At 35.1% G+C, this 26,654-nt stretch carries 38 protein-coding genes; 31 read left to right on the top strand and 7 right to left on the bottom strand.

Features of this window, described 5'->3' with window-relative positions; translation table 11 throughout:
• The first annotated feature begins 30 nt into the window (after window positions 1-30).
• Together AC3ISE_RS15335 and AC3ISE_RS15330 are read left to right on the top strand one after the other, a co-directional pair.
• Window positions 31-492: a DUF4279 domain-containing protein gene (locus AC3ISE_RS15335; protein ID WP_489221654.1), complete on the top strand. Its 462-nt coding sequence runs from the start codon at window positions 31-33 to the stop codon at window positions 490-492.
• A 23-nt stretch (window positions 493-515) separates the two neighbouring features.
• Window positions 516-971, top strand: coding sequence for a hypothetical protein (locus AC3ISE_RS15330; protein ID WP_489221653.1), 456 nt, complete (start codon window positions 516-518; stop codon window positions 969-971).
• Window positions 972-1,334: 363 nt separating this feature from the next.
• Here AC3ISE_RS15330 and AC3ISE_RS15325 read toward each other — a convergent pair whose 3' ends face one another.
• Entirely contained in the window at window positions 1,335-2,597 is a 1,263-nt protein-coding gene (locus tag AC3ISE_RS15325) for an MFS transporter (RefSeq protein WP_489224351.1), read from the bottom strand.
• A 218-nt stretch (window positions 2,598-2,815) separates the two neighbouring features.
• On the opposite strand from AC3ISE_RS15325, the gene AC3ISE_RS15320 reads away from it, so the two are divergent.
• Window positions 2,816-4,087, top strand: a complete 1,272-nt coding sequence (locus AC3ISE_RS15320; RefSeq protein WP_489221652.1) for a serine hydrolase domain-containing protein — start codon at window positions 2,816-2,818, stop codon at window positions 4,085-4,087.
• A 14-nt stretch (window positions 4,088-4,101) separates the two neighbouring features.
• Window positions 4,102-4,224, top strand: coding sequence for a hypothetical protein (locus AC3ISE_RS15315; RefSeq protein ID WP_489221651.1), 123 nt, complete (start codon window positions 4,102-4,104; stop codon window positions 4,222-4,224).
• A gap of 178 nt (window positions 4,225-4,402) precedes the next feature.
• Here AC3ISE_RS15315 and AC3ISE_RS15310 read toward each other — a convergent pair whose 3' ends face one another.
• Window positions 4,403-4,897, bottom strand: coding sequence for a hypothetical protein (locus AC3ISE_RS15310; protein ID WP_251626582.1), 495 nt, complete (start codon window positions 4,895-4,897; stop codon window positions 4,403-4,405).
• A 174-nt stretch (window positions 4,898-5,071) separates the two neighbouring features.
• On the opposite strand from AC3ISE_RS15310, the gene AC3ISE_RS15305 reads away from it, so the two are divergent.
• The 14 genes from AC3ISE_RS15305 (at window position 5,072) to AC3ISE_RS15240 (ending at window position 13,792) form a co-directional block, all read left to right on the top strand.
• A complete protein-coding gene (locus AC3ISE_RS15305) occupies window positions 5,072-5,599 on the top strand; it encodes a uridine kinase family protein (RefSeq protein ID WP_489224350.1) in 528 nt (175 codons plus the stop codon).
• Between the two features lie 18 nt (window positions 5,600-5,617).
• Entirely contained in the window at window positions 5,618-5,983 is a 366-nt protein-coding gene (locus AC3ISE_RS15300) for a hypothetical protein (RefSeq protein ID WP_489221650.1), read from the top strand.
• A 209-nt stretch (window positions 5,984-6,192) separates the two neighbouring features.
• Window positions 6,193-6,981, top strand: coding sequence for an aminoglycoside phosphotransferase family protein (locus tag AC3ISE_RS15295; protein ID WP_489221649.1), 789 nt, complete (start codon window positions 6,193-6,195; stop codon window positions 6,979-6,981).
• 222 nt (window positions 6,982-7,203) lie between these two features.
• Window positions 7,204-7,764, top strand: coding sequence for a uridine kinase family protein (locus tag AC3ISE_RS15290; RefSeq protein ID WP_489224349.1), 561 nt, complete (start codon window positions 7,204-7,206; stop codon window positions 7,762-7,764).
• Window positions 7,765-7,843: 79 nt separating this feature from the next.
• A complete protein-coding gene (locus AC3ISE_RS15285) occupies window positions 7,844-8,716 on the top strand; it encodes a GNAT family N-acetyltransferase (RefSeq protein WP_489221648.1) in 873 nt (290 codons plus the stop codon).
• Between the two features lie 181 nt (window positions 8,717-8,897).
• Entirely contained in the window at window positions 8,898-9,410 is a 513-nt protein-coding gene (locus AC3ISE_RS15280) for a DUF6843 domain-containing protein (RefSeq protein ID WP_489221647.1), read from the top strand.
• A 125-nt stretch (window positions 9,411-9,535) separates the two neighbouring features.
• The gene (locus AC3ISE_RS15275; RefSeq protein ID WP_489221646.1) at window positions 9,536-10,051 is read left to right on the top strand and encodes a hypothetical protein; all 516 of its coding nucleotides are present in this window, start codon (window positions 9,536-9,538) and stop codon (window positions 10,049-10,051) included.
• A 101-nt stretch (window positions 10,052-10,152) separates the two neighbouring features.
• Complete coding sequence (locus AC3ISE_RS15270; RefSeq protein WP_251625682.1) at window positions 10,153-10,350, top strand: hypothetical protein; 198 nt, start codon at window positions 10,153-10,155, stop codon at window positions 10,348-10,350.
• A 56-nt stretch (window positions 10,351-10,406) separates the two neighbouring features.
• The gene (locus tag AC3ISE_RS15265; RefSeq protein WP_251625679.1) at window positions 10,407-10,709 is read left to right on the top strand and encodes a hypothetical protein; all 303 of its coding nucleotides are present in this window, start codon (window positions 10,407-10,409) and stop codon (window positions 10,707-10,709) included.
• Between the two features lie 130 nt (window positions 10,710-10,839).
• Window positions 10,840-11,187 carry a hypothetical protein gene (locus AC3ISE_RS15260; RefSeq protein WP_251625676.1) on the top strand — a complete coding sequence of 116 codons (348 nt, stop codon included), beginning with the start codon at window positions 10,840-10,842 and terminating at the stop codon, window positions 11,185-11,187.
• An 89-nt stretch (window positions 11,188-11,276) separates the two neighbouring features.
• Window positions 11,277-11,633: a YxiJ family protein gene (locus AC3ISE_RS15255; protein ID WP_489221645.1), complete on the top strand. Its 357-nt coding sequence runs from the start codon at window positions 11,277-11,279 to the stop codon at window positions 11,631-11,633.
• A gap of 182 nt (window positions 11,634-11,815) precedes the next feature.
• Window positions 11,816-12,565, top strand: coding sequence for a hypothetical protein (locus tag AC3ISE_RS15250; protein ID WP_489221644.1), 750 nt, complete (start codon window positions 11,816-11,818; stop codon window positions 12,563-12,565).
• A 128-nt stretch (window positions 12,566-12,693) separates the two neighbouring features.
• Window positions 12,694-13,110, top strand: coding sequence for a DUF4304 domain-containing protein (locus AC3ISE_RS15245; protein ID WP_489221643.1), 417 nt, complete (start codon window positions 12,694-12,696; stop codon window positions 13,108-13,110).
• A 94-nt stretch (window positions 13,111-13,204) separates the two neighbouring features.
• Window positions 13,205-13,792 (top strand): hypothetical protein, encoded by a 588-nt coding sequence (locus AC3ISE_RS15240; RefSeq protein WP_489221642.1) that lies wholly within the window; start codon window positions 13,205-13,207, stop codon window positions 13,790-13,792.
• A 99-nt stretch (window positions 13,793-13,891) separates the two neighbouring features.
• On the opposite strand, the gene AC3ISE_RS15235 is transcribed toward AC3ISE_RS15240, so the two are convergent.
• Complete coding sequence (locus AC3ISE_RS15235; RefSeq protein WP_489221641.1) at window positions 13,892-14,329, bottom strand: hypothetical protein; 438 nt, start codon at window positions 14,327-14,329, stop codon at window positions 13,892-13,894.
• A 284-nt stretch (window positions 14,330-14,613) separates the two neighbouring features.
• On the opposite strand from AC3ISE_RS15235, the gene AC3ISE_RS15230 reads away from it, so the two are divergent.
• Together AC3ISE_RS15230 and AC3ISE_RS15225 are read left to right on the top strand one after the other, a co-directional pair.
• The gene (locus AC3ISE_RS15230; RefSeq protein WP_489221640.1) at window positions 14,614-15,831 is read left to right on the top strand and encodes an eIF2A family protein; all 1,218 of its coding nucleotides are present in this window, start codon (window positions 14,614-14,616) and stop codon (window positions 15,829-15,831) included.
• A 163-nt stretch (window positions 15,832-15,994) separates the two neighbouring features.
• Window positions 15,995-16,402, top strand: coding sequence for a hypothetical protein (locus AC3ISE_RS15225; RefSeq protein ID WP_489221639.1), 408 nt, complete (start codon window positions 15,995-15,997; stop codon window positions 16,400-16,402).
• Between the two features lie 239 nt (window positions 16,403-16,641).
• On the opposite strand, the gene AC3ISE_RS15220 is transcribed toward AC3ISE_RS15225, so the two are convergent.
• The gene (locus AC3ISE_RS15220) at window positions 16,642-16,989 is read right to left on the bottom strand and encodes a hypothetical protein (RefSeq protein ID WP_489221638.1); all 348 of its coding nucleotides are present in this window, start codon (window positions 16,987-16,989) and stop codon (window positions 16,642-16,644) included.
• Between the two features lie 210 nt (window positions 16,990-17,199).
• On the opposite strand from AC3ISE_RS15220, the gene AC3ISE_RS15215 reads away from it, so the two are divergent.
• The 5 genes from AC3ISE_RS15215 (at window position 17,200) to AC3ISE_RS15195 (ending at window position 20,657) form a co-directional block, all read left to right on the top strand.
• Window positions 17,200-17,877, top strand: a complete 678-nt coding sequence (locus AC3ISE_RS15215) for a YHYH domain-containing protein (RefSeq protein WP_251625657.1) — start codon at window positions 17,200-17,202, stop codon at window positions 17,875-17,877.
• Window positions 17,878-18,014: 137 nt separating this feature from the next.
• On the top strand, window positions 18,015-18,620 hold the full coding sequence (locus AC3ISE_RS15210; protein WP_251625656.1) for a hypothetical protein: 606 nt from the start codon (window positions 18,015-18,017) through the stop codon (window positions 18,618-18,620).
• Between the two features lie 16 nt (window positions 18,621-18,636).
• Window positions 18,637-19,524, top strand: coding sequence for a leucine-rich repeat domain-containing protein (locus AC3ISE_RS15205; RefSeq protein WP_489221637.1), 888 nt, complete (start codon window positions 18,637-18,639; stop codon window positions 19,522-19,524).
• Between the two features lie 132 nt (window positions 19,525-19,656).
• The gene (locus AC3ISE_RS15200) at window positions 19,657-20,175 is read left to right on the top strand and encodes an NUDIX domain-containing protein (RefSeq protein ID WP_489221636.1); all 519 of its coding nucleotides are present in this window, start codon (window positions 19,657-19,659) and stop codon (window positions 20,173-20,175) included.
• A complete protein-coding gene (locus AC3ISE_RS15195) occupies window positions 20,172-20,657 on the top strand; it encodes a DUF5063 domain-containing protein (RefSeq protein WP_489224348.1) in 486 nt (161 codons plus the stop codon). Before AC3ISE_RS15200 ends, AC3ISE_RS15195 begins: the two co-directional genes overlap by 4 nt.
• Window positions 20,658-20,845: 188 nt before the next feature.
• Here AC3ISE_RS15195 and AC3ISE_RS15190 read toward each other — a convergent pair whose 3' ends face one another.
• The 3 genes from AC3ISE_RS15190 to AC3ISE_RS15180 all read right to left on the bottom strand — a co-directional run bounded on the left by AC3ISE_RS15190 (window position 20,846) and on the right by AC3ISE_RS15180 (window position 23,173).
• Entirely contained in the window at window positions 20,846-21,718 is an 873-nt protein-coding gene (locus tag AC3ISE_RS15190) for an SMI1/KNR4 family protein (protein ID WP_489221635.1), read from the bottom strand.
• Window positions 21,719-21,849: 131 nt separating this feature from the next.
• Window positions 21,850-22,368 carry an SMI1/KNR4 family protein gene (locus AC3ISE_RS15185; protein ID WP_489221634.1) on the bottom strand — a complete coding sequence of 173 codons (519 nt, stop codon included), beginning with the start codon at window positions 22,366-22,368 and terminating at the stop codon, window positions 21,850-21,852.
• A 16-nt stretch (window positions 22,369-22,384) separates the two neighbouring features.
• Complete coding sequence (locus AC3ISE_RS15180; protein WP_489221633.1) at window positions 22,385-23,173, bottom strand: SMI1/KNR4 family protein; 789 nt, start codon at window positions 23,171-23,173, stop codon at window positions 22,385-22,387.
• A gap of 258 nt (window positions 23,174-23,431) precedes the next feature.
• Here AC3ISE_RS15180 and AC3ISE_RS15175 point away from each other — a divergent pair, with 258 nt between their 5' ends.
• The 6 genes from AC3ISE_RS15175 to AC3ISE_RS15150 all read left to right on the top strand — a co-directional run bounded on the left by AC3ISE_RS15175 (window position 23,432) and on the right by AC3ISE_RS15150 (window position 26,577).
• Entirely contained in the window at window positions 23,432-23,938 is a 507-nt protein-coding gene (locus AC3ISE_RS15175) for an RNA polymerase sigma factor (protein WP_489221632.1), read from the top strand.
• Window positions 23,928-24,923 carry an anti sigma factor C-terminal domain-containing protein gene (locus tag AC3ISE_RS15170; protein WP_489221631.1) on the top strand — a complete coding sequence of 332 codons (996 nt, stop codon included), beginning with the start codon at window positions 23,928-23,930 and terminating at the stop codon, window positions 24,921-24,923. The genes AC3ISE_RS15175 and AC3ISE_RS15170 overlap by 11 nt, the downstream gene beginning before the upstream one ends.
• A 19-nt stretch (window positions 24,924-24,942) precedes the next feature.
• Complete coding sequence (locus tag AC3ISE_RS15165) at window positions 24,943-25,083, top strand: hypothetical protein (RefSeq protein WP_489221630.1); 141 nt, start codon at window positions 24,943-24,945, stop codon at window positions 25,081-25,083.
• 32 nt (window positions 25,084-25,115) lie between these two features.
• Complete coding sequence (locus tag AC3ISE_RS15160; RefSeq protein WP_489221629.1) at window positions 25,116-25,346, top strand: hypothetical protein; 231 nt, start codon at window positions 25,116-25,118, stop codon at window positions 25,344-25,346.
• 328 nt (window positions 25,347-25,674) lie between these two features.
• Window positions 25,675-26,115, top strand: a complete 441-nt coding sequence (locus AC3ISE_RS15155; protein ID WP_489221628.1) for a hypothetical protein — start codon at window positions 25,675-25,677, stop codon at window positions 26,113-26,115.
• 93 nt (window positions 26,116-26,208) lie between these two features.
• Window positions 26,209-26,577 carry a hypothetical protein gene (locus AC3ISE_RS15150; RefSeq protein WP_489221627.1) on the top strand — a complete coding sequence of 123 codons (369 nt, stop codon included), beginning with the start codon at window positions 26,209-26,211 and terminating at the stop codon, window positions 26,575-26,577.
• The last annotated feature ends 77 nt before the right edge of the window (window positions 26,578-26,654 follow it).

Here is a 26,654-nt window from a genome sequence, read left to right as displayed (position 1 = left end):
TGTCGTTTTAGATAATGCAATAAAAGGGGAGTGAATCGCTTGGATCAAACAGAAGTCATGGCATACTTCTCATTATTTGGAGAAACATTTCCGACTGATGAAGTAACTGAAATGCTGGGGATTGAACCAACTGAAGTATACAATAAGGGAGAACTCATAGTCAGGTCGCCCAATCCCAACGTGGTGACGAAAGGGAGAATCTATCGAAAAGAAACATCGTGGTCATTTGGCACGGTCTATGAAAAGAGTTTTGATGTCAAATACCAGTTGGACCAAATTCTGAAACCGCTTGAAAATAAGGTGGAAATCATCAATCGATTAAAAAAAGCATACAATTTAACAGCTCAAATTACCATCGTAATAAAGATGGAAGACGGAGCGACACCTGGGCTCCATCTGGATAGAGATCAGATTGAATTCGCGAATCAAGTCGGTGCGGAATTTGATATTGACCTTTATGTAAACCCTTATAAAGGAAACTTTGAGGACTAGAGCGTATGAATAGGAGTGGTTCTATGAAAAGGTACGATAAACTGCTGATGGCGATTCATAATGAAGAACGGAATTGCTATGCCTTAAAAGGTAGCTGGCTCTATATAGCAGATAAGAAAGATACTAAAAAGGGGCTTTTTAGACTGCCGCACTACATCTATTATTTTGTTTCTTTGGATGATGAACGCTTACCTTCCGAATTAGGAGTGGTTAAAAAGATAGAGGTTCCAATTTCAGCAAGAGAATTTGCAGAACGAGATTATACAAGCCGAAAAAAAGATCAATCCCTTTTGACGGATGAAATCGTCAAAGAATATGAATGGTTTTTAGAAAAAGTTAATGCTCAGCCTGAACATACTCCTATGGCAGTAACATGGTTTGAAAGGGTGTTTCCTAAAAAAGAAAAAGAGCTGTGGGTACATAAAAAATTCTTCACGGGATTAACAAAGGAACAGAAGAAAGAGCTGTTTGAGGATTAACCATTACTAAGTTATATTGACTGGAAAAAGTGTTTCTTCCATACTAAAAGCAAAATAAAAAGCCCAGTCCTCGCAAGGAGCGTGGGCCTGATCACTATTATCTTTGAATTCAGATCATTTTTTATGCTTAACTTTCTCCCATTTTTCAAAAATGAAAAGAATCAATAATATACTTCCAATTAATAATGGAGTACCTATAAATAAGTAGTAATTATTTTTGGGTATTCCAAAGAATTTGGCAAGGTAAATGAAAAGGACCATCCATAAAAATACAACTAAGTTTTTTAACAAACTCTTCATTGAATACCAAGCCTTTCCCTAGGTAATCAAATCGCTCCGCCTTAATTTATTTAAGATATGATGTTATATGCTTTTATTAGTCTGGTCATTATTGTGAACCAATCCTTTAGGAGCGTTTCTTAATGATGAATTTAATAGGAAATAAAAAGATACTACAATAAAGCTAAAGCCTGCAAGATAAAAAACGGTTGTTTGACTGAATGATGTACCTACTAAACCTCCTAAAAGAGATCCTAAAGGCATTGATGAAGCTGTAACGCTTGTAATAACCGACATTGTTCTTGCTAACATTTTCTCAGGTACAATGCTTTGTATAGCTGTAATAAAAATGACACCTGTGGCTCCTACGGGGATCCAGGAAATTCCGAACAACAGAATACTTACTAAAGTAGAAGAAGCAAATACGGAACTTACCCAAAAGACAGAGATGGTTATATAGGAGACAATCATTAATTTTCCAAAAGGGAACCTTGCGAATAAGAACGCAGTTAACGCACCAATTAAATTGCCGCCGAATAAAGCAGTTAAGAATAAACCATATACTTCTGGTCCACCGCGGTAATCCGCATAAGCTGGTAAATTCGCCATAGTAGCACCAACCATGAAATTTACCACAACAGCTCCAAAAATGAATTTTGAGAAGCTGGTTCCGAAAACATATTGAAAACCATCTTTCAGTTCTTGGATATAAGTTTTTATATTGGCTTTCACCTTCCCTTTTTCTATCGCATTTGACGTCTTAACTGGTTTGCTTAGTTTAGTCGATTGTAAACCGAGAAATAATAAACACCCAATAACAAAAGTGATTGTATCAAAATAAAACAAATATCCTACGCCAACAAGAACGATTAATATCCCTGCTAAGGCATTAAAAGCTAAGTCAACACCTTGATAGGCAAACGATAAAAGAGAATTCCCTTTTAATAAATCATTTTTAGGCAGGATATGGGGAATGATGGCTAATTCTGCGGGATCAGAAAATTGATTTATGGATGAGATAATAAACATTAATAGCAAGAAGATAAAAATATTCAGAGAGTCAAATGTGATCATAACAGAAACAATGAAAAGGAGGAACGCTTGTATACCTTGCGTAATGACCAATACTTTTTTCTTATCCCAACTTTCAACGAACGGACCTGCAAGAAATTGAAGAGATTGCGGCAGCAAAATTAAAAATCCTGCTAGTCCTGTATAAAAGGATGATTTACCAAGTTCAAAAACAAACCACATGGCAGCGACATAATAGATGCTATCCCCAGCATTTGTAATAATTCTTCCAAGAAACAGGTATAAAAAATTTCGATTCTTGAATAAATTAAATATAAAAATCCTCTCCCATCTGTTGTGTTACATTCGAAGATGTCCTATAGATGTTTGATAATTCTCTCCTTTAATTATACCATTTTAAGGGAATCGTCATGTTTGAAATCCTTTATTTTATTCGCTTTTCAGTAAAATTGGAATGTGTATTTTACAATAGTTAGACAGAATGATTTACGTTGGAAGTTAACTCTGAGCACAGAGTGAGAAGGAGGATTAAATTGAAGAACTTGAAAAAGCGGATATCCGATTACATGAATCATTACGCAAAATCATTCCCAATCAGTGGCAATGTATTAGTTGCCATAGAAGGTAGAATTATATTTGAAGAATGCTATGGATTTTCTAATCTGGAACATCAAGTATTAAATTTCCCAACCACCAAATTCCGCATCGCCTCTCTTACAAAACAATTTACAGCAGCACTCATAATGATCCTAAATGAAAAAGGACTCCTCAAAGTAGAGGACAAACTGGCAGCATTCTTTCCAAAATATCCTGAATTCAGCAACGAAATCACTATCCACCATCTGCTAACCCATACATCTGGAATACCTGATTATTACGACTGTGTTCCCACTTTTATTGATCGAGAAGACAAGCTTTATTTAACACCTGATCAATTTATCTCTTTGTTTAAAGATGAGCCTTTGGATTTTAAACCAGGGTCAGATTGGAAGTACAGCAACTCAGGATATCTATTACTCGGCTTGATTATCGAGCGAGTAACCTCTAAAAAATTCGAAGAAGTATTGAATGATTACATCTTGACACCATTAGATATGAATAGCACAGGTTGTGATCATCAAAATTCCATACTGGCAAATAGGGCGGCGGGTTACATTAGACCTGAACAAGTAATGGAGAATGCACCATATGTGGAAATATCAAAGTATTTTTCTGATGGAGGAATGTACTCTACTGTCCGAGATTTGCTTAAATGGGATCAGGCACTATATAGTGAGAGCGTTCTTTCTAATGAGACTCTAGGCAAAATCTTTACACCTAATCGTAATAATTATGGCTATGGATGGTTTGTGGAAACCCAATTTGAACGTAGAAGAGTCATGCATGCAGGTAAGATAAGCGGCTTTGTCAGTCTTATCGATCGATATCTTGACGATAAGGTAAGCATAATCATGCTGGGCAATTATGATTTCATTAATTGGTACACTATTTCATATGGCATCGCTGCAATCATTTTTGGACATCCGCACCCTTCACCATTAAAGGAACCTTATCCGATTTCTTCAAAACTGCTTGACTCTTATTTAGGAGTTTATGAGAGTACGGATGGAAGAAGATTGACTGTCACTCAAGAACAAAAAAAGATCTACTTTAAATGGGGCGATGATTCCAAATTTGAAGTTTATCCTATTTCGGATGTCAGCTTCAGACGTATATGTGACGATGTAGACGAAGTTCACACATTTAGGAAAGAAGGAAATAGGATTAAGATTTGGGAGTATGAAAAAATAAGACAACAAAACTAGGGAGAGATACACCTATGACAGAAGGTGAAGAGTATTTGATGATGTACCCAAAGCTTAGAAAATGGATCAATCAGTGCAATGCTTGTCAGGATATTGGGTACAAGCCTGAATTGCCACTGGGACCTGTCAACTTATGACGGTGATATATCTGCAGCGGCTGATAATCTACGGGCGTTTTTTAAATGCCTTCAAATAAATGAAGTTGGTCTTTGTGATGTTTGCAAGAAATTCATAAAATGATCAAACCCCAAGAAGAGGCTTGATCATTTCTATTCACTTGGCATATGTTAACCAATTACTTTTTTTGTATCGGTTTTAGTTTTCGGCAGTAAATGTAAATGTTTCTTTTAATGGTCTGCCATTTTTATCTTGAGTCCAAATGATTTCCACTTCCAATTCCGTTGCTTTTTTAGCCAGAAGAAAATTTTGAAATTTATAAGGCATACCATCATTTAACTGTTTTGCAGTAGATTTCGCCATTTTCAAACGATCTTTATTGCAATCCCAATCTTCAGGACAACTAAAAAGTGAGAATTTAGTTTTAGAATTAGGTTCATTTCTAAACATATTAATTTCCACAGAAAATGCATCCTTACCAATGTTATCAACTTCTAAGGAGTAAGTGTGAAATTTCCCCTTAACTGGTTTTACATTTTCTTTTTCATCTATAGCTTCCCCAACTCGAACTGACCACTGTTTACTTGTTTGTTTGATTGGTAAGGTATCAAAGGTTAAAGCGTTTGCTCCAGTTGGTACAAAGTAAAAGAACAGGATGAATAATGAGCAGCAAACAAATGAGATTTTCTTCATGTAAAACCCTCCTTAATGTTATTTTTTTATTTTCTCCAATAATTAATGAAATATGAAAATAATGTTTAATTAGAAAGGGGTGGGCTTATGAAATGCTATGCTAACTGCGATAAAGATCTATCATTTGATCAACTGATTGAAAACTTAGGCACCTTTCCTAGAAAACAGTCGAACATGTTGATTGGGATAGACGGTTGTGGAGGTTCTGGAAAAAGTACGTTTGCACAAAAAATATACGAGCAATGTAAGGGTGTAACGATTGTTCATAAAGATGATTTTTACATTCCCTCTGCACAGCGTTTACCCCGCCATCCAACAAGAAAACCTATAGGGGCGGATTTTGATTGGAAGAGACTTTTAATTCAGGTTCTTGAGCCAATAAGCCAAGAAAAAGCAGGTCATTTTCAACGATATGACTGGGAAATAGACAAGCTGGCTGAATGGCATACGGTCCCTGTAGGGGGGATTGTTGTAATTGAAGGAGTATATTCCATTCGCAAGGAATTGGCAGATAGATATGATATGAAAATATGGATCGATTGCCCAAGGGAAATAAGACTTTCAAGAGGGCTTGAACGGGATGGTGAAGGGGCTCGTGATATGTGGATAAGAAATTGGATGATTTCAGAAGACATTTATGTTGAAGAGCATAAGCCGCACAACAGAGCAGATATCATTGTTCTCGGTAATCAGGCAATATAGCCAGGAGGCGATTAAACGATGGGCATCTTAAGTAAGTTGTTTCAGAAAATGTTTCTTAACGATCTAGATCGGTATAGCCAAAGTCTGGGTTTCTCTACGTGGAAAGAGTTGAGGGATCACTCCTTTCATATCTTTACGATTCCTCCTGATGCAGAATGGTTCATCACTGAGTTGCCGAACAAAAAATGGGCAGCATGGAATGACGAGGGGCAGCCACCGTTTGAATATGTTGAGTTTGCAACTTGGGAAGAAGCAATAAAATATGTGAGAGAAGTATTCGAGGAAAGCGGAATTACTGAAGAAAATTGGGAGCCTGAAGTTTTTGAGTTAAACGATGATTTGTTCTTGCTTTTGCCCGATAAAAATAAACGACCATTAGACTAAACATCATGGATTCAATTTAAGATTAGCAAAGAAACAGTCAAATTAGAATGGAACTGTTTCTTTGTATTTTTAGTGACGAATTCCGCCAGGATATTTGGGTTTTTATGTTAAAGTGTATATAAGTGGTATTCAATTAAAGGGCAGGATTGTTGAACAATGGGGATTAACTTTAAAAGTGTAAATTTTATAATGATGGGAGTATTTTTTAGATGTCAAACTACGAAAACGAAGAAATGCTAACAGGAGGAAATATCTCAACCGTATATCGTTCTGGAGATACTGTTCGTAGAAATTTAAAGCCAGACAGTACCAAAATTCACAAGCTATTAAAGCACCTGGAAAACAAGAGGTTCATTTATGCACCAAAGTTTTTAGGTATTGATGAAAAAGGTAGAGAGATCTTGTCATTTATCGAAGGAGAAACTGGTAATTATCCTCTAAAAGAATATATGTGGTCTAATGATGTTTTAAAAGAAATAGCTAAGGTGCTTCGTCTCTATCACGATTCTGTGAGTGATTTTCCAATGGAGGAAGGTTGGCAGTCAATAGATAACACTCCGCAACCATTTGAGGTCATTTGTCATAATGATTTCGCTACATATAATATTATTTTTAATCATAAACGACCAGTTGGTATTATAGATTTTGACGTTGCTGGTCCTGGCCCGAGACTTTGGGACATTGCCTATACCCTTTACACTTGCGTTCCCTTAAGTAGGGTTTATCATTCTGAAACAGGTGAGGAAGTTTTTTATTCTTTAGACCACACTGAACGGAAAAAACAAAGAATAAAATTGTTTTTTGAATCCTATGGGGAGGAATTGGAAGAAGGCTTTTTGGATATGGTATTGTTGCGATTAGAAGGGTTATGTAAAACAATTGAAAGAAAAGCGAACGAAGGCGATAGTGCTTTTCTAAAAATGATAGATGAAGGACACCTTGAACATTATCAGAACGATATTGAATTCATTCGTGAACACGGAAAAGAGTGGATTTAAAGAGGAAAAGGTTTTATTGAACAAACGGGGGCTATAGCTGCAAAGTAATTTGCTTTGGTCCTTCATTAACTAATTGTAGGTGTTAATCCAAGGAGGGTTAAGGCCTTTTTTGTTGAATTCTTTGAATGTCGTTATCAAATTTCTCAACCAACCTAGAGGGGTAATGAAATTATGAGTGATATGAAATTGGTAAGGGGAAAAGTCAACTCCTTTAAAGAGTTTATGGAAACTATCAGTGAGATCACTAAAATGCAATCAACTTTGGTGATTGGAATAGATGGATGTGGCGGCTCAGGGAAAAGTGCATTTGCTGATAAAATGAAAGAAGTACTCCCTAGTATAACAATTGTACATAATGATGATTTTTACTTTCCTTCATCACAAATTATAAAAAAACATCCTACACAAAAGCCAGTCGGTGCAGACTTCGATTGGAAACGTCTTTTAAATCAGGTACTGGAACCAATAAGCCAAGGGAGAGAAGGGCAATATCAACGATACGATTGGGAAACTGATTCCTTAGCAGAATGCCATACTGTGCCTGTAGGTGGTATTGTCGTAGTTGAAGGTATATATACCATTCGTCAAGAACTAGAAAATAAATATGATATAAAGATATGGATTGATTGCCCTAGAGAGATAAGGCTATCAAGAGGTATCATAAGAGATGGAGAAGACGCTCGTGAATTGTGGGAAGATAATTGGATGATATCAGAAGATATTTATCTGGAAGAGCAAAAACCATTCCAAAGAGCAGATCTTGTATTCAGTGGGACTAAGTGAACTTTTCATTCCGTAATTGGGGAGTTCTAAAAAATATGGATTAACGCCAATGGTGATTCAAATAACATTATAGGAGCAGATGATGGTTTTTATCAACGAGGAATTATTGAGTCTAGTTCTACTTAATAAAAATGACATTTCAGATTTGATTAAATTATCCAACTCTATTGGGTGGGATTATGATGAAAAAGAAATTGCGACAATTATGAGAACAGGTAAAATATACGGGCATAAAAATTGCAAAGGTAAGGTTGTTTCAAGTGCTGCAATCATCACGTACGATACTAAAGCAGCTTCAATTGGGATGGTCATCGTGGATAAAGCATATAGAGGATTAGGACTAGCCAAAGATGCTACTCTAAAATGTATAGATTCTGTCCCTAATACCGTTTCTATTATGTTAATAGCTACTGAAGAAGGGATACCTCTATACGAAAAAATAGGTTTTAAGGCTATTAATAGTGTACATAAATATCTATGTGAAAACTATAAACCTGTAAAATTTGCGGAAATCAATGGTGTTACTTTAGAAAATTTTAGTAACATTCATTTTAATTGTGTTATCCACATTGATGAGAAAGCCTTCGGAGCTAGAAGAAGTAGTTTCCTTTATAATAGGATAATTCAATCGGAAAATTGCATAGTGGCCAAGGATTATAAAAATAATGTTATTGGCTATGGAGCAGCTATTTTAGGTCCCGAAAACTTGATATTAGGACCCATTGTAGCTCCAGATAATAAGGTAGCTGCCTTACTCGTAAATAGCTTGGCATCTAGGCATCAAGGAAAATTAAGAATAGATGTACCGTCAGGTAAAGAGGAATTTATGATTGTATTACAAGAGATGGGATTTATGATGGTTAATAATCCTCCAATAATGATTATAAATTCACCCACTATGCCATTGAGAAATAATACACTATTTGGAATTGCAGCCCAGGTATTTGGTTGAATTAGTAAACATACAATAACGAGCGTTACAAAAGTTATTTGATGTTTCGTTAAAGGGGGCGATTGTTGAATAGCAAAAGAATTTTTTGGTTTTAAAAGTGATTATTTTAACTAACGAGTAAATTAGTTTGGTTTCACAACAATCTTAATATAATTAGAGAAAAAATGAAAAGAGTGAAAAAGTGAAACTGTTATTCGCATTTTTATTAATAGGAACATTAAGCGGTTGTTCAATTTTTGAAAAAGAGAAAACTACCGATAACATTTACCTTATTCCAGAAGGTTTTGAAGGCTCGATTACGGTTTTCTATGATGTACCGAGTGAACCAAAACTTAAAAAAGAGGGGAAGTACACAGTTATTCCAGTAACCGAGTTAGCTTTAGAGGCACTAAAAGACACTGATATTTATATATATGGAGCTTCATTCACTTCAACACCAAATGTGACTTATGGAGTTGTAACCGACAAATATTATTATGTCGATGAAAACGGAAAAAGAACGCCTATAGATAAGCAATGCGTTCATCAAAGTGGAAATGGGTCTTTTTCGGGTGCAAGTGATATAAAAATTATATACAGTGAATTACAAATAACAAAAACACATTGTAATCAGTCATTTTGGACTGATGGTATAGAGAGATATCACTCGCAACAAAGTGAAGTGTTAGGATTCTGGATGAATAAGTATGATTAGGTGAAAAATGCGGAATTTTCTTTTTCGACAAACGAGGGCGATAGCAGCAGATAGTGATCACCCTTTAGATAAGAATTGGGCAATTTAAAAGGAATAATCACTGTTTTAAAACAAGGAGACTAGTAATGAGAGCAGCAATTGAAGTTGAATTAGATAAAATAAAAGGTTTGAAATTACAGTATGCAGGAAGAGCCTCAAACCTATTTTGGCTGGGATTTGGAGAAATGGTTCAAATTATTAGAAGTGGCCAAACAGAAGAAACAGCAGAATATGCATTACATATACAATGTTCGTGGAGGATTATATTAGAAAACAAAATTGTTATAGCTTTTCGCGATTTCTATTCTCCAAACTCGTTGTGGGACGACCTTGATGAGGATTTTGATTGGGATATTCAAGGTAACAATCGATTTGATGAACGGATTAAATCTTTTTTTAACGATAATGAACAATTAATAGTAGAAGAAATTAAAGCAGATGATTTCGGGGGATTCGCAGCCATTTTATCAAATGGTTATAAGTTAGAAACTTTTCCAGACAGTTCAGAAGACGATGAGGATAGTGAGCATTGGAGGTTCTTTAACCGAAAAGAAAAAAGCCCTCATTTTGTTGTTTCTGGAAAAGGGATTGAAAGAGTTTAATCTTCCACAATCGGGGGCGATTATCCAAGAAGGGATAAATCGCTTCTTTTATTGAACTCTTTAAAAAGTAAGCAAAGATTTAAAAGGTAGGAGGATGACCGTTGGATAAAACAGTTACCTTTTCTTTCGCTAGTTCAAATTATGTAGGTATAGAAGCGACAGAAACATTTAGTCTTAAAGAATTAGGAATTGACGAGGAATTAAATGATGAAAATTTGAAAATAGAAATAGATAAATTATTTCAGGCTTGGGTTTGGGATAAGATTAATATTTCATACAGTATTGTAATAAGTGACTAGTTAAAGGTTCTATGTGCTATTTTGAATGCTGGACAAAGTGGGGCGGTTATCTAAAAATGAATAAGAAGCTAGGGTATGCAAGTATATTAGCAGGCTTAGTGCTTATGGGCCTGTCGGTAATTAATTTCACTACACCTATTGGTGAAAGGGAAATGTCAATTGGTCATACATATCTAGGTATTTCTGAACCAGTTCCCACTCTGTTAGGATTATTTATTGGATCAGTTTTAATTTGCTGGTCTCTTAACCTTATTTGGAACATATCAGCGAAAAAGGTAATTAAAATAGCGATATTATCCTTAATTGTCATTTCTCTATTTCCAATAGTCATACTATTCTTTTATGCTGGCTCCATTTAAATTTCTTTTAGGTGATTTATTAAGCAATCGGGGGCGATTGCAGCATATTGTGATTGTCTCCTTTATCAAAGATTATGACAGGATGTTAAATAAACTTATAGTAGTTATATACAAATGAAGGGGTTCTTAAATGGATTGGAATTCTAATGAGACGAGAATAAACATTCCATATACAGTTGGAAACTTAAAAACATTATTGGATACCCTGTGCAGTAAAGAAAACAGATTTTCCCAATATGATTTTGTTAATTGGTGCGATAACTTAACAATGGTATTCGATAATGATGAAGGTATCGCATTAGATGAGAATGATTCAATGGCTATAAACATAGCAAGAGATATTGAATGTCAATGGGATTTGTTTTTAGTAAATACATATTCATTAGAAGAATTGCAGAAATTAGACCTTTCAAAAGTAGAGCTTCCTTACGAGTGGTTAAAAGAATGGTTGAAGCAGTTAAACGAGAAGCAAAAGTGAAATCCTTATTAAGCTATCGGGGCGATTACTGCTCAAGGTAATCGTTTTTCTTTATTTTGAAAGCAACTAAATTACAGAGAGGTAAAATAATGAAAAATGATTTAATAAACAATCTTAAAATCCTTTATGAAACAGAATTAAAAAATGCATTTCCCTATGAAGATATTGAACAGATTGAAAAGGATTTCGATGGAGAACTCTCGGAAGAACATTTTCTCACAGGGGATTTTAATGAATTTTGTATGACTATCGCAGGAAGTTCTACTTATGTAATTAGCAAAGAGAAAATACCTTATCATCAAAGGCAAAATCTTGATAAAAACTTTTTTTCACTCTACCCGCAATACTTCTTTTTAACTGATTCGGTAAGTAAATATCCACAATTCTATAAAGAACTTATGAGTTTTGAAAAAGCAAGATTATTATTAATAGAAATTACTCAATAATTAATTAGTCTGCAAAAGGTTTCTAATATTGTTACCTTATTCAACAATCGGGGGCGATTGCAGCAAAGCGGATCGCCTTTTCTTATTGAGGAATTGGGGTTTAATGGAATAAGGAAATAAACTCTCTGTTAAGAAATTAGGAATCAGATAAGTATCTTTTTCATTTTATTAGGGGTGTTTCTGTGATTGCATTTTCAATGGAAGAACATAAAGTAGTTGACGATTTTAAGTGGTTAAATTATGAACATAATTATCTCGAAAAGCTCCGTCAAAAATTCCGTTTAAATAGCTTAATTAATAATCAAATGGATGATTTGCAAATTGTTGAAGTGGTAATGAAATGGGTCAGCGGACTTTGGGAACATAATGGCGAAAATGAACCTCAACACTCTGATCCATTATTTGTATTAGAGGAAGTTTCAAATGGTAAACAATACAGATGTGTGGAATATGCAATCGTTCTAAATGGTTGTTTAAATGCATTAGTGCTATATTCCAGAATTCTATCCTTAAAAACCAAGGATTGTGAGACTAGGGAGTTCGGTGCAGGTCATATTGTAGTGGAAGTATATATTCCAAAGTTAGAAAAATGGATTATGGCGGATCCACAATTTAATGTAGTACCTTACATTAATAAAACCCCTATAAATGCTGTAGAATTTGCTCTAAATAAAAATCAATCAGTGCAAATAAAACCTTCTCTTAAAAATGATTTTTCTTATTTAAATTGGATAAGGCCATATTTATATTATTTCACAGTGAACTTTGATAATCGAGTCAATGATAACAGGTCATATAAAGAAAAAAAGCAATTAATACTTGGACCTATAAATGCAAAGATTCCAACTGTTTTTCAACGAATCCACCCAATTGGAGATATACAATTTATAAATTCTTTAAAAGCATTTTATAGTGATCCTAGAGCTTTTTAAAGCAGCTGCCATACGATATTCATTATTTAACAATCGGGGGCGATTGCTGCAAAGTGAAATAGTCGTTCCATTAGATAAGCCCATAAGTTAGACATTTAAGTTTAAGTAAAGGTATAGGTGACACTAAAATGACTTCGACTAAACGCAAACTAATGATAATCGGCATAAGAAATGTAGTTCAGCCTTTGCTGAAAGCAGAAGGATTCAAAGGTTCTATTCCTCATTTCAGACGAAGTAATGAAGCAAGTATAGATTTAATTACATTTCAATTTAATAGGTGGGGTGGCTCTTTTGTTGTTGAATTAGCATCTTGTCCAAGGCAGGGGATTTTTACGTCTTGGGGAGAACAGATACCACCAAATAAGGTTACCGCTCATCATATGGATAACAGATTTAGGCTGGGAGCAACTTCACAGGAGGAAGATGGAATTTGGTTTAACTTCGAAGAAGCTGAGTCGCAAGAGGATTTTGAAAAAGTTGCATCAGAAGTATTAAATTTGTTAGATGTCGCAGATCGAGATTGGATTTCTAATCTTCTCAAATAAAGTTAAATGAAGTATCCAGCAATCGGGGGCGATTGCAGCACAATGGATCGCCTTTTCTTATTGAGAAATTGGAGAGGCTAGTTGAGGAAAGGCTTTGTTACAATATTTTTGGATGGTGAATAATTTAGTGTTTATATACAAATTGAATGGTGCGGGTTGGGCGGAATGTCATCTAGAGATAAATTCAAGGAAATATTCTTTCACGGCAGGTTATCTAACCAATGCTCTAGGTGATTTACTTCAAGCCTTATTAAATATTAATCCCTTTTATACTGAAGATGTTTATGTGAAATCTGGTTCTGAACTCTTTTGGGATGCAGAACCTAGCAGAACGGATTGGTACTTTCGCTATTTGGGTGATGGAAAAATGCAATTAAAAGTCACGTTCTATGAGGATGACAATGATGATGAAAATCCTAAGATAGAACTAAATAATGAGTGTTACTACGACAATTTCCTAGGTGAAGTGATTGGTGAAGCTGAAAAAATCCTGAGAGAATATGGGATTGTCGGATATAAAAATATGTGGATTGAGCACGATTTTCCTTTAAGCACATTTTTGCAATTAAAATTCTATCTAGAACATAGATCAGAGTTTCCAATTACTAAAAATACTATTAGTGATTCAGAAATAATAAAAAGTGATATAGAAATGGAATTGAATTATTTGAACAGAAAGTAATTCTACCCACGGGAGAATTCAATCAAGGAAGTCTGCTCAACACTTTTTTCATCCTCAACAATCGGGGGCGATTGCCAAATATTTTCGCCCCTAATGATATCAGTTCTTTCTTATTGAGTCCGCGATTTCAGCTAATACTTCTTTTGAGACTGTTGTCATATCTTTACTAATGCTCAAAATGTATTGAAAGCCATACTTTTCAAAGACAAGAAGATTAAATCCGTCTGTAGCTGTGGAATAAATAGCTTTGCTACCATCCCTCAATTTAACGGTTTGGGATATGTGTCTCTCCTCAAATTTTATCCCGAATTCAATCAGTCTAACTGATATCATGTAATGATTGTGCGGTTTAGCTTCATTTATATATTCAATTTCAAACTCATCATTAATACGTCCATCTAAATCATTAAACCTGACAAAACTATGAGTAAATGCAACTGGAGGAAGCCTATTAGGTAATACGATATTCTTTCGGAAATGCTCTTTGCTGAGCTGAAGTTCCTCATATATATCCCCGTATCCACTCTGTAAATACATATTTGTGTTCTCATCAAGACTATCGTTTGCATTTGCCGTATTAATTAGAGGTCCAATAAATATTAGGCATACTAGCACTGCAATTCTAATGATTATCACTTCCTTCCCTATGTTTAATTGAAATATTCATCTTATTATTTGCTGAAATTCAAATTTTTATGTTATTAAACAAGCGGGGGACTACTGTATAAGGAAATCGCACTTTGTTTTCTAGAAGATATAGGCAAAATTAAGTGAGAATCTTCATTAATTATAAGGCCATCCTATAAGTAGGAGGGATGATCTTGATATTTCGGATTTTATTATTTCTAATACTCATTAGTTTTCATTTATCAACTATGGTCAATGCAGAAGCCCCGCTCAAAGCTGCATTTATCCGTAACCATCAACTTTGGATCAAAGAGGGAGATAAAGAAATACAACTCACCAAAAATCGTTATGTATATTCTCAGAAATGGTCATATGATGGTCGATTTATTGCTTATATTGATGGTGATAAACATGGAGAAAAAACGGATTTATTCATTTATGATACTAAGGAAAAAGAAAGCTACCAGCCATACGTCAGGGTCGAAACATCTAACTTCAAATGGTCACCTATCAAAAATCAATTAGCCTACAATGTTCAAGGTTTATTAAATGTGACAAAAATAAAAAATGGCCGCCCGCAAGGATTTGAGAATGTTTCATTAGGGGTCAGCGATTTTGAATGGTTTCCGAACGGGAAAGAATTTATTGTTTCTTCTCCATCCAGTTTACGCCCTACTGGATGGGGACCAATCAAGCTTTATAAAATACCAGTCGATGCAAATCTTTCTGCTGATAAGATGCAGCTTTTTTATACGATTCAAACAAAAGAGCCTGAATTGTTTGCAATCTCAGCAGATTATTTTAAATGGAGCTTTGATGGAAAGTGGATGAGTTTTCTAGCCACTCCAACAGCTTCTTGGTCAAATGATAGTAATACATTATGTGTGTTGTCATCACAGGGAGAGCAGTTTCAACCGATAGGAAAAATGCTTGGGTACCAAGATTGGATGAAGTGGGCTCCAGCTGCTAACCAATTAGCCTATATTTCAGGTGAAGGAAGATTTTTTGTTGAAAACAAGAAAACCACAATTGCAGATATGCCAGCTGCTAATCAGCAAAAGGAATATACACCTAAAGGATATGTAGACCTTGATTTGGAGTGGTTTTCACCAGATATTGTCATTGTGGCCCGTTCAAAAGAGAATAAGGAGTGGAAGGAAGGACCTGTTCCAATCATGTTCACAGCCCTTTATGCTATCAACATCAGAACAAAAGAACAAAAACAAATCACTTTTCCGAAGCAGAATGAACTTGATGAAGATCCTCAAGTTGTCGGTTCAAATCTTACCTGGTTTAGAAAGAAGGAAAGGGATTCTCAAGGCGATGTATGGGTGAAGGATGGTTTAAATGGTCAAGAGCATTTGTGGCTTAAGAATGTTGATTCAGCTCCTATCTTTTTTCCGCTGAATTGAAGGTCTTGAGAAAATGGCAATTAAATATGATTCAACAATGAGGCTTTACTTTAATTCGAAGTAGAGCTTTTTTTTAGCATTAACGGGCAGGTTAAATCTTTAAAGAATATCAATTAAGTTCAGGTCAAGAATAAGGAGTAAACATTCAAATGAGGTGAATCTTATGATTAAGCAATACATCATCTTATTAGGCTTTTTATTATCAGCCTTTACTCCTTGGCAAGCTGTCAAAGCAGATTCGAATTCAAAAGTAGAACAAGAAATATATGTCACAACTGAGGACATTATATCAGATATTATTTTTCCAACTGTAGATAAAAAAGTTCAAAAAGAATATAGTAATGATTTGATAGGATGGCAATGGGTAAGAATTGTTGGCATCAATTACAACAACAGTCATTCTTATGATATTGTTGTAAAGATTGAAGTGAATTCCCAGCTTAGTGGTAAAGATAGATACGCTGATGATTTGGTTAAATTAAGAATTTTTCCATCCTGTAACAGCAATAAGCTAAAATGTAGACACGATTTTAAAGTAGAGCTATTAGATTACAGTCATTTATCCCAATGAAAATTATGACCATTGTTATTCAACTGACGGGTGGTTTCATGGAATTAGAATTGTTCATAAAGGTTAATAAACTCAGTTCTTAAAGGGACTGGGTTTTTCTATACAAAAACACCGCTAAAGGCGGTGTGGTTAATCTTACTTTGTAATAGGGGTCTGATTTACAATATTTCGTCCTAAATCGGAACCCATTACATCAATATAAGTGCTATAAATCATTTATAACATTGCTTTAAAAGGAATTAAATGTCGTCATCCTCATCTTCATCCTCATGAACGTAAAAAGGATCATCATAATTCACAACATATGCCACTCCATAAACGAGGTCTGCTTGTACTTCCCAATCCCATGATGCTCCAAGCCGCTTCATAATTGGATTCCAGAAATCATGACGCTGCGTTTCAAATTCTTGAACAAAGGCAAAATATTTCTCGAAATCTTCGAATGACTTAGGATTTATATCGATAGCACTTAATGTTTCCGCTTTAATCTTGATTTCGCGTGCCGTTATAAGCTCTTCTTTTGTTAATGGACCTAAAACTGTCCCGTCTTTCGGCTTGTTTTGATAAATGTTGTCTAGTTTACTCAATTGAATGCCCCCATTACCTTGATAGATATTAAATTCTTCGCCCCTCCCAAATAACCTTCATGAAGTGAATAATAATCTATATACTCATTGTTAATCAACGGAAAATGAATTCTTCACATTTCAAAAGAGTAATACCCTAATATTTTCATTGTTTACAATATTTATCAATTCATCTAGAATTAGTCTATATTACATACGATGGGGGTCACTATGAAGAAATTAAGTTTTGTATTAACGGTTTTCTTAATCTTATATATTCAAATCTCTGTAGCGAGTGCTCATTCAGGTCGAACTGATGGTAATGGGGGACATAATTGTTCAGACAAATCAATTTCTAAAGGCTTATGCACAGGATACCATTATCATAACGGTGGTAGCTCAGAAAGCAGCGGAAGCGAGGATACAACATCAGTCAATCGGTCCTCGTCAACAACTGCCGCTCCCTCGAGTGCTGAAATCGAGAGACTTGAAGCTGATAATGCAGATTTGAGCAAACAAATCGATGATCTGACTAGTGAGAACTCTTCTTTAGATGCAACTCTGGACGAGAAAGAGCAGGAGCTAGTGGCATTGAAAGATCAGAATAATGACCTTTTAGAGGACATTGAACAAATTGAAAAAAAAGAAGCGGATTTAACTCAAAAAGAAAATGAGTTGGCTGAAAGAGAAGCGGAATTAAAAACACTTGAAACCGATCTGGTGAAAAAAGAGAAAGAATACGTCACAGAGATAGATGATCTAAACAAGGACTTGGACGATAAAGTTGTACAAATGAATGAAATGGAAGACGATGCAACGACTTCAATCATTGGAACTTCTCTTTTGTTTGGGACAGGTATTGGAGGATACGCCTTATACCGTAAAAAGCAAAGAAGGAATGCAGGATAATCAGTATAGGATGCAGGTCAGATTGAATCGAACGCTAATAGCAAACATGCTGCGATTTTATTTATGTAATATAAAAGGTAAGGGAGTTTCTTAAGTGGAGTTCTTTAAAAACTGAAAGAAGATTAGAGGGGGCAAAAATGAATGTTGGAATAGGATTTGTGCCGCAAAATTTATTAACTCCTCAACCAGATGCAGGAGGTTATTTTCCCTTTTGTATTGAAGGCGACGCTCCTTATATTCTGGAGATAGCCTATGATGAAGAAGAATCGGATGCATTCATGTCGAATTGGATGGACAATATAGATCAGTACCCAATCTATGTTTTCTTCGAAGCGTTTGACTTTCATTTAGAGGATTTTGAACATGACTGTGCAAAACACAAAATCGAATATGAAGTTCTCCCTCGGAAAAAACATGATTTCTACGGCAAAGCTAGAATCACAAACAAAGAGCAATTTGGTGCGGTTTCGCACTATCTATATAACAATGGAAACATGAATAACTTTTCAGCCTGGTCATTAGAAAAGGATGTCTTTAACCTAGGTAATAGGGAATTCAAGACATTATTTGGGAAGAAAAAGCTTGAAACACCGATTGTATCGATCACTGAAAAGACTACCGTTTTCTGGATTGGTCACGACGGGGATTATGTAATCATCATTTCTAATGATGCGAAATTCTCAAATTTATCTTCCGTTACAAGCACATTTCCAGAAGGAGTCGATTTCTCAATTATAGAATGAGCGGAGAGTTACTCAAATGAGCGTTAAATACAAAAGAATAAATAACATAAGAATATGGGAAGATTCCAACGGTGAAGGTGTAGAAATTTCTAAAAAGTATCTAAACGAGTGTATAGACTACATTAAAATGAACAGAGTCAAAAAGATTGATATCCTTGACTTCTTATATAAAGGGAAAGATCTCAATTTTTTGAAGGAATGTCCTACGGTAGAGGACATTCGTGTAGACAGTATTTTTTTGAAAGATATTAGTGGTTTGTATTATTTAAAGAATCTTAAAAGACTGGCATTAGGTGAGTCTACTACTATAGATGGGAAAAATGAAATTGATCTGACAGCATTCACCAGTCTGAGAATCCTTGATCTGACTTGGTCAAAAAAGATTAGGGGTCTTCATTCCCTAGAAAATTTAAAAGAGCTGTACCTTCATAAATACTCTCCCTCTAGCAGGAATCTTGATGAATTACGGCATTTAAAAACCCTTGAAATGTTGGAGATTAGAACATCTAAAATACAGTCACTGGAAGGTATTGAACAACTTCAAGAACTGCAAGAATTAGAATTGAGTTATTTAAGAACACTGGAGTTAATAAAGCCTTTAACAAATTTGGGCAGTTCATTAAAAAGACTCGAAATCAATTCTTGTAAGAAAGTAGCAGATTTCGGGGAACTAAAACATTTACATTCTTTAGAATGGTTAATGCTTGATAACTGCGGAGAAGTAGATTCCCTTGAATTTGTAAAAGGATTGCACAACCTAAAACATTTTGTTTTCCCAAAAACAAACGTTCTTGATGGAAACATCTCACCTTGTCTGCATATCAACTATTGCTATTTTGATAGCAAGAAGCACTATTCGCATAAGTGGAAGGACATCGAATATTGGTATAAACAAATACACTAATTCATAAAGGGTTGGCGTTTCTTCATTTAGAAGGAACGCTTTTATAGTACAGCAAAAATGAAAAACGATTCCAAGGGAGGGGACTCCATAAAGAATACATTCAGCTATCCACAGAATAAAGGGTGAGGATTTTTGAAACTAAGACAAATGGCGGTAGCCTTTCTAAATAACGATAATCAAGATTTCTTATTTCTTCAAAAAGATTCGAACAGTTCATTTTTACCTGGCCATTTGGTGCCGATCGGAGGACATATCGAAGGCCATGAAATAAATGATCCTATGAAAGCCTGTTTACGAGAAATTGGAGAAGAAACAGGGTTACTAGAGTCTTCCATAAACAATTTAGCACTCCGATACATTGTATTAAGGGTTAAGGACAACAAAGAGATTCGAATTCAATATGTTTATTTTGGAGATGTTGCGAAGGAACATACCCTAGTTGAAAGTGAAGAAGGGCAGTTATCCTGGATAAATGGTAAAAAGATAATCGATCTTCAAGTATCTGCTACAACAAAAGAAATCATCAACCATTTTTTCACTTATAGAAAATCCAATTACTTGGTCTATCTTGGAGGATTGGGAACAACAGAGTGGAATTTTAATAAAAGATTAAACTTTTTCCATAGAATGAGGAATATACATGAAAAATAAAGAGATGGGAGGACTTCTATCAATCAGCAGTGAACTATTGCAGCATGATTGAAGGTTTCGATTCCAACAAGGACACCAATAAATTAAAAAGTCTGCTGCTTGCACTTTTAGATCTGTATTCCAAAGCTCTTTATCTTCCGACAGTTGAAGCAGAAGATGATGGAAACCCTAGCTTTAAAATATCCGCACCACCTATTAATTTCGAAGAGTATGAACATTATTGGGAAGTGTTTGATCCGTACCACTTAGAGGAACCTGTGGGTTCGAGTTTAACGGATGATATTTTAGATATATATTTGGATGTAAAGCACGGTTTGAAGCTATACGATGAGAAACAATATAGCCAAGCAATCTGGGAATGGACAAACAGCTTTGAAATACACTGGGGCAGTCACGCGGTGGATTCAATACGGGCTCTCCATTCTGCACTGAATAGAAAAAAGACCGAATGTATTAATGACGGTTTTGATATCCCTCAATAAAACCTATATACGTTGAATCTTTCTATTAAAACCGCATCAAATCTTTAGTGAATTTATAGATTGTTAAAATCTTACGTGATGGTATGAAAATGTTTTGTGGTATCTGAATAATTCAGTAATCAAAAAGCGATCGCAGTATGCTGCAATCGCTCAGAGTTCTTATATAGGCTATAGTAATAAAACATTACTTATCTAAAGTCAATCATCACTCCCACAACCTCTTTAGAAACGTTATATTTTACTTTCACTTCGTACATTCCATCACCATAACCAGACATTGAAACTGCACCACTTGGAACAACTCCCCCATGTGCATCGGAAGCAACTATATCACAACATGCAAGATAATATTTTGCGTCTCTACCAAATGCTGTAAGATCGAAAATTCCAGCCTGGGCAGAGTCAACTCCAACTAGTTTATCGCAATCATGCCATTTCCCTTTCGGCTTCTGTACTCCATAAAATACAAATAAATTTTCAACCACATCTTCATGAGAGTAAGAGATGGTTGTTGTCCAATTCCCTTTTTTTACATTTGAAAGAAGAATTTGCATCTCATTTTCATTATCCACCTGAAAATATGGATCAGTAACAATTAATTTTCCAGATTCTACTGAAAAAGTACCAACTGTTTTGGGCTTATTAATACCAGCTCTCGGTACATACCAATCTATAAATTGGCTTAATGTTGATGCTTTACAATCGCTTATCCCAGTTTTATCATTCCAAAGATAGATTTGTTCCTGCATAAATCTTTTTCTAATACGGTAGCAGAGTATATCACCATTCATTTTTTCACCAATACAGATCATATCACTAGGTAAATTTTTAGGCCTTTTAGCTCGATTTCGTTTAACAATATCAAAGGTTATTTCTAATAGGTCAATTGTTGGAATGGGGAACAAAGTCCATTCGCCAAATTTTGCTCCATTCGTTTCTAGAAAGAGTTCCTTATATTCCTCTGGAAAAATAGCACCAAGTTCTTTTTCAGTTTTTTTCAATTCAATCAACGAAGCACTTGCCACTTTCGAACTTGAATCAATCATGTTAATTACTTTCATCCTCGATTCTCCTAAATAATAATATTCTAAGTGAATATGGAAGTATGTCATTGTTTATAAAATAAGAATTCATTGTTCCTAAAGCTATACACTTTAACATAAATGTCCAGAAGTTCAGATAAGTTATACGGTTATTCTGCAGAACGATACAAGCGTCCTAAAAATTCATCAAAGGTATCTGCAACCTTTATATACTCCCATGTAGTAGAATTGGAAGCGGACGGCGTGAAATTTTCTGCTATATACAATACAGATGGGTCAGCATCTTTAACTCTGTAATCAAGTACAAGCCAATAATGGAAATCTGTCCACAAAACAACCAGTTTGTCAGGAAGACTCATGTCTTTCAAAAGATTTAATGAAAATACGATGCTCATATAAGCAATTTCGAAATGGATAGGTAAGATATATGGAATACTTGCATCTTCGTCATAAAAGAAGCTTTCTTCATCACAAGCTGGGAGCATGATTTGCGGATAGGTTAGATCCCCTCCATTTTGTAATTTCATTAACTCAATAAAAGCTTCAGGCAATTTAACACGCAAACGTTCCTCCGCTTTATTGATTATTTCTTCAGTGATTGGAAAGCTCGGATCGACCTCGTCGTCAACTATCCAAAAATCTCGACCATTATAAAAATTTTTGCTCATATTGTTTCTCCTTTCCTTAAACGCCGCCACCAAAAAACATGTCTGCATAATACGCGATTTCAGTGTCTTTTAGAATTATCATCACGATATTCTTTATACATTGACGAGACAGCTGCCCATTTTCATTGAAGTGATGAGCATAGTTTGCTGCATTTTCTTTAATAGCTAGTTTTTCATTTTGGAGAAGAGCAGGTAATGCCTTTTCTAGGATGTGTTGACGATTGTCAGGATATAAGTACAAATTATCTAATGCATAGCAGATTTCAAATTCATCCTCTGAAGCAAAAGCAACTTGGATTTCCTCCAGCGTCCATTTCCTTTCAGGCACAGAAGCATATTCTTCTCCATCAACCACATCACTCTTGTATAAACTAGAAAGGAAGGCTTGAAAGCTTGGAGCCAATGTCATGATTATATCTGTGTCTGTATCAATATAGATGATAGGAGGTTCTTCTTTTGTATCGCGGTAATCTAATGCAATCCAAGAATGGCCGTCACCTGAAAACAAGATGATACCTTCAGGCAATCCCCATTCTTTAATTAAATAACTGCTTTCTGTTACACCATTCTCTTCCCCAATGCCTCTTATGTGATCTATATGTAGATGATCATCCGCCCAAGATGTTGGAATAGCGGTAGGGAAGGAATCGTATAATATGGATCCGCCGTTTTGTTCAAAAAGAATCCTTAAATAAGACTTGGGAAATTTCACTTTGAATTTTTCTTCTACCCGTTTTACTACCAGATCGGTTAATGGGTCTAACTTGAATGAATTATCGTTCACTTGCCATAACTTGTTCTCCAATAGGATCACCCCAAATTTATCTGCCTTTTTCATAATACAGTCTAGGTTTTTGTACTTAAAGGGCAAATTTTAAAAAAGGTACAATGGAAACTATCGATATCCAGTTTCTTGTTGTAAATGCATTAAAATAGTTCAACATCTACCAAGGAGTATTTCTTCGAAGCGAAGAAATTCTTTTTTGATTTAGGAATTAAATAAATAATTTGATAAATATTGTAAACTTAAATCACATGTAAACGTCTAGTAAGCAGGAGGACGATGATGAATGACATAAATGCGATAAAGGAACTTAATTCTGAACTGAATATCGTATACAGGTACTTACGTAAATTGCAAATCACTCATGCGGATGCAGAAGATATTGTTCAGGAAACAGCATATAAGTACTTACTCTACTCTGATACCATACAGTCTTCCAAGATTCGAAGCTGGCTCATTCGTGTAGCTTTAAACTTTCATTACGATCAATGCCGTAAGAAAAAGCGGAATGAGCTCTTTCTAAACAATGGAATTTTAGACACGGATATTGAAGAGAATCCCGAGGCAGTAATCCTACTAAAAGAAAAGCGAGGCCAGCTCGAACATGCCCTTTCAAAATTAAAGCCGCGATATAGGGAACTGCTGCTATTGAAGTATCAAACAGAGCTGTCATATGAAGAGATCTCTACATTATTAGAACTTCCTGTCGGTTCAGTTAAGACGAATTTATTTAGAGCGAGGAAACAGTTAGCAAAGGTTTACAAGGAGGAAAAACATGAGCGATAACCATGATTCAAATAATGTGGAGGATATTGATTTTCTTAGTAGCCCATCCATGCAGAAAGCTATCAAAAAAACGAAAAGAAAGCAGACAATAAAGTATGTGATTATATCGGTACTAACGATGACCATTCTATTGCCTGTTGTTATTAACGGAAGTCAATACCTTATGAATAAGCGAATAGAAAAAGAAGAAAGTACAATGTTTGACACGGTTCATGGTGCAAACATACACGCAAGTGGTGGGGGATATAATTATGATCTTTTCAGTGTAACTTCAGAAAAAAGATACCGTAAAACGATTGGAGACCGCTCCATACTATGGGATATCAAAAGGGAGAAAATCCCCCTTTTTGGAAGGAAGGAAACACTGGAAAGCGGAAATGGTATGGTAGAAGTCAATTCCATTAATAGAAATGCTCAGAGATACGTCCGTTACAATGATTTAAATAATGAGAGAAAAATTGATTTTTATTATCCAGAGCTGTCCTATGATTTTTTGCCAAACGAACTTGAACTCATTGATCGGTTAAATGAAGACATGCTGGTGGAAGTAGCTCTTTCTTTCGATGAGCCAATGACTTTAACAGAAGCAAGTAAGCAGCTCGGACATGACAATGTCAATTGGTTATGGGTGGATACAACAACCTTAGCTCAAATGAAGAGAATGGAAAAAGAACTTGATAGTGACAGTAATAAAACAAAGGGCGGTGGCGGAGCATTTGGTTTTGATGTGTACCCAGAATCCCCATATTCAGATAAAAACGGACAGTTTTTTATGGATACGATGGAGCAGCTGAGTCAATCTGGCTCACAGAAGGGATCTATCAGAGAAGCCCTTAAAGGAATAGAAGAAAACACACAATCGACAAATGGGATGATTCGAATTAACGGAGCGGTTGTAACGGGAGCACCTAAGGAGATTCAACGCTTTCAAAAGATGGAATTTATTCGTGCTTCTGTTCTTGGGGCGACGATTGATAAATATTAATCCATAAGGGGGGAGTTAGATGAAAAGTGAGAAAGAAAAGAGCAAAATCAATCAAGAGGACGGTTTGAATCGAACATTCTTTGGCAATCCTACCATCGGCGGCTTTATCATTTTTGGAATAGTAATCATCTATATTCTTTATCAGTTAATATTTGGCTGATTCAGCAACAAAAACGACAAGGAGGAAAGGAAATGGACTTTTTCTGGATTGGTCTCGTTTTTTGGCTGTTTAGCGTGTCTTCAATTTTCTTGCTCGTATGGGGAATTACAAAAAATTCCTGGAAATTGATAGCATTATCAGGCTTGTTCCTATTGCTTCCTTCGTTATATTTTTTAGGCACAAACAATGGATTTAAACTGTTCGTGCTCCTTCCTGTACTTCCTTTCATTCTTGCCTTCAGACTTAAACAAGAAGCTCTTTAATCAAGCTAAGCGGTTAGCGTTTCTTTAATTGAAGGAACGCTTTTTTATATTATTTGATGAAATCAATAAATTCGATCCAATGTTGTATAATTAATATATTTTAATGCTCCATCCTCATTTAATTATCTAATCTTTTTGCAAAAACAGACCGTATTAGGCGGAATGACCTCAGCTTCCTGGTACTCAGTTCTTCCAATAGAGGATATTTATATAAGGAACAACAGACGGAAAGTTCTTTTACTTTTATAAAGAGCTGTCATATTTAACTTCTTATAATTGAATAATGGTGTGTTTCTTTGAGTCTTACAAGTTCTAGGAGGGGTAGAAATTGTTCCAAAAAGTTGAAGTCCATAATTGGGTGATTGATGTTGATATTGATGCAACTAAAACACAATACAGTCATAATTGGGGATTATGTCATTGCTTAGATTGTTTTAATTTTTATGAATATATGAAGTCATTTTCTAATTTAGAGTCGAAATTTCTAAATAGTTTAGGAATAACTCCTTCTAAGTGTGTTCATTTATCGGAATTTGGACCCAATGAAAATGGATTGCACCTCTATAGTGGCTGCTACCATATCGTCGGCATAATAAGGAAGGGAGAACCTGTAAACACCGACACTTGGAATGATGAGAATGTAGGGAAAATAGGTCATTTCACTTTTGTTTTTTCAAACGATTTACAGTTTGTTCCTGGTGGATTTTCCAAACCAACACTTCAGATTGATTTTGAAATGGAAATACCTTGGGTACTTAAAGAATCCTAGGAAACAAACATGGCAATTTGTAATCGTCAGTTCTAATAAAGCAGCAAGCTTAGCTGATCGAGAAGCAGTTTAAAAATAAGGGAGTAACGATAAATGTATAAATTCCCAGAAGAAATCGACTTTCTCTCGTTATTTGAATGTGAGCCTATGTTATTTGATACCACTTCGAAGGATTTACCCTTCTACTATAATATAGCATCATATAAATTTTCTAACGGAGAAGAAGATTTTAATGTTACACTTTCACCCGCCTACGGTGAAGTGAAAATACAAGTATCCCATCGAGCCTCAAATAAATTGTTATCACTATTGGATTTAAAACGGGTTAGCAAATTCGAAATTACAAAAGATAAAAAGGAACAGGCAAGTATTCTGTTGACAATCCTAAACGAAGATTCCCAACAAATCATTGAAATTGACATTAAGCCGCGGTTTAAACTGATTTTTAAAGAACATTTATAACTCGTTAAAATGCCAAAAGCTGTGTTCAAGTGAATAAATGGGGGAATTTATTATAAAAACGTGCACAGAGTGTAAAT

It is taken from the genome of Metabacillus sp. KH_069, assembly GCF_057838075.1.
This window is presented reverse-complemented; position numbering and strand designations above follow the sequence as displayed.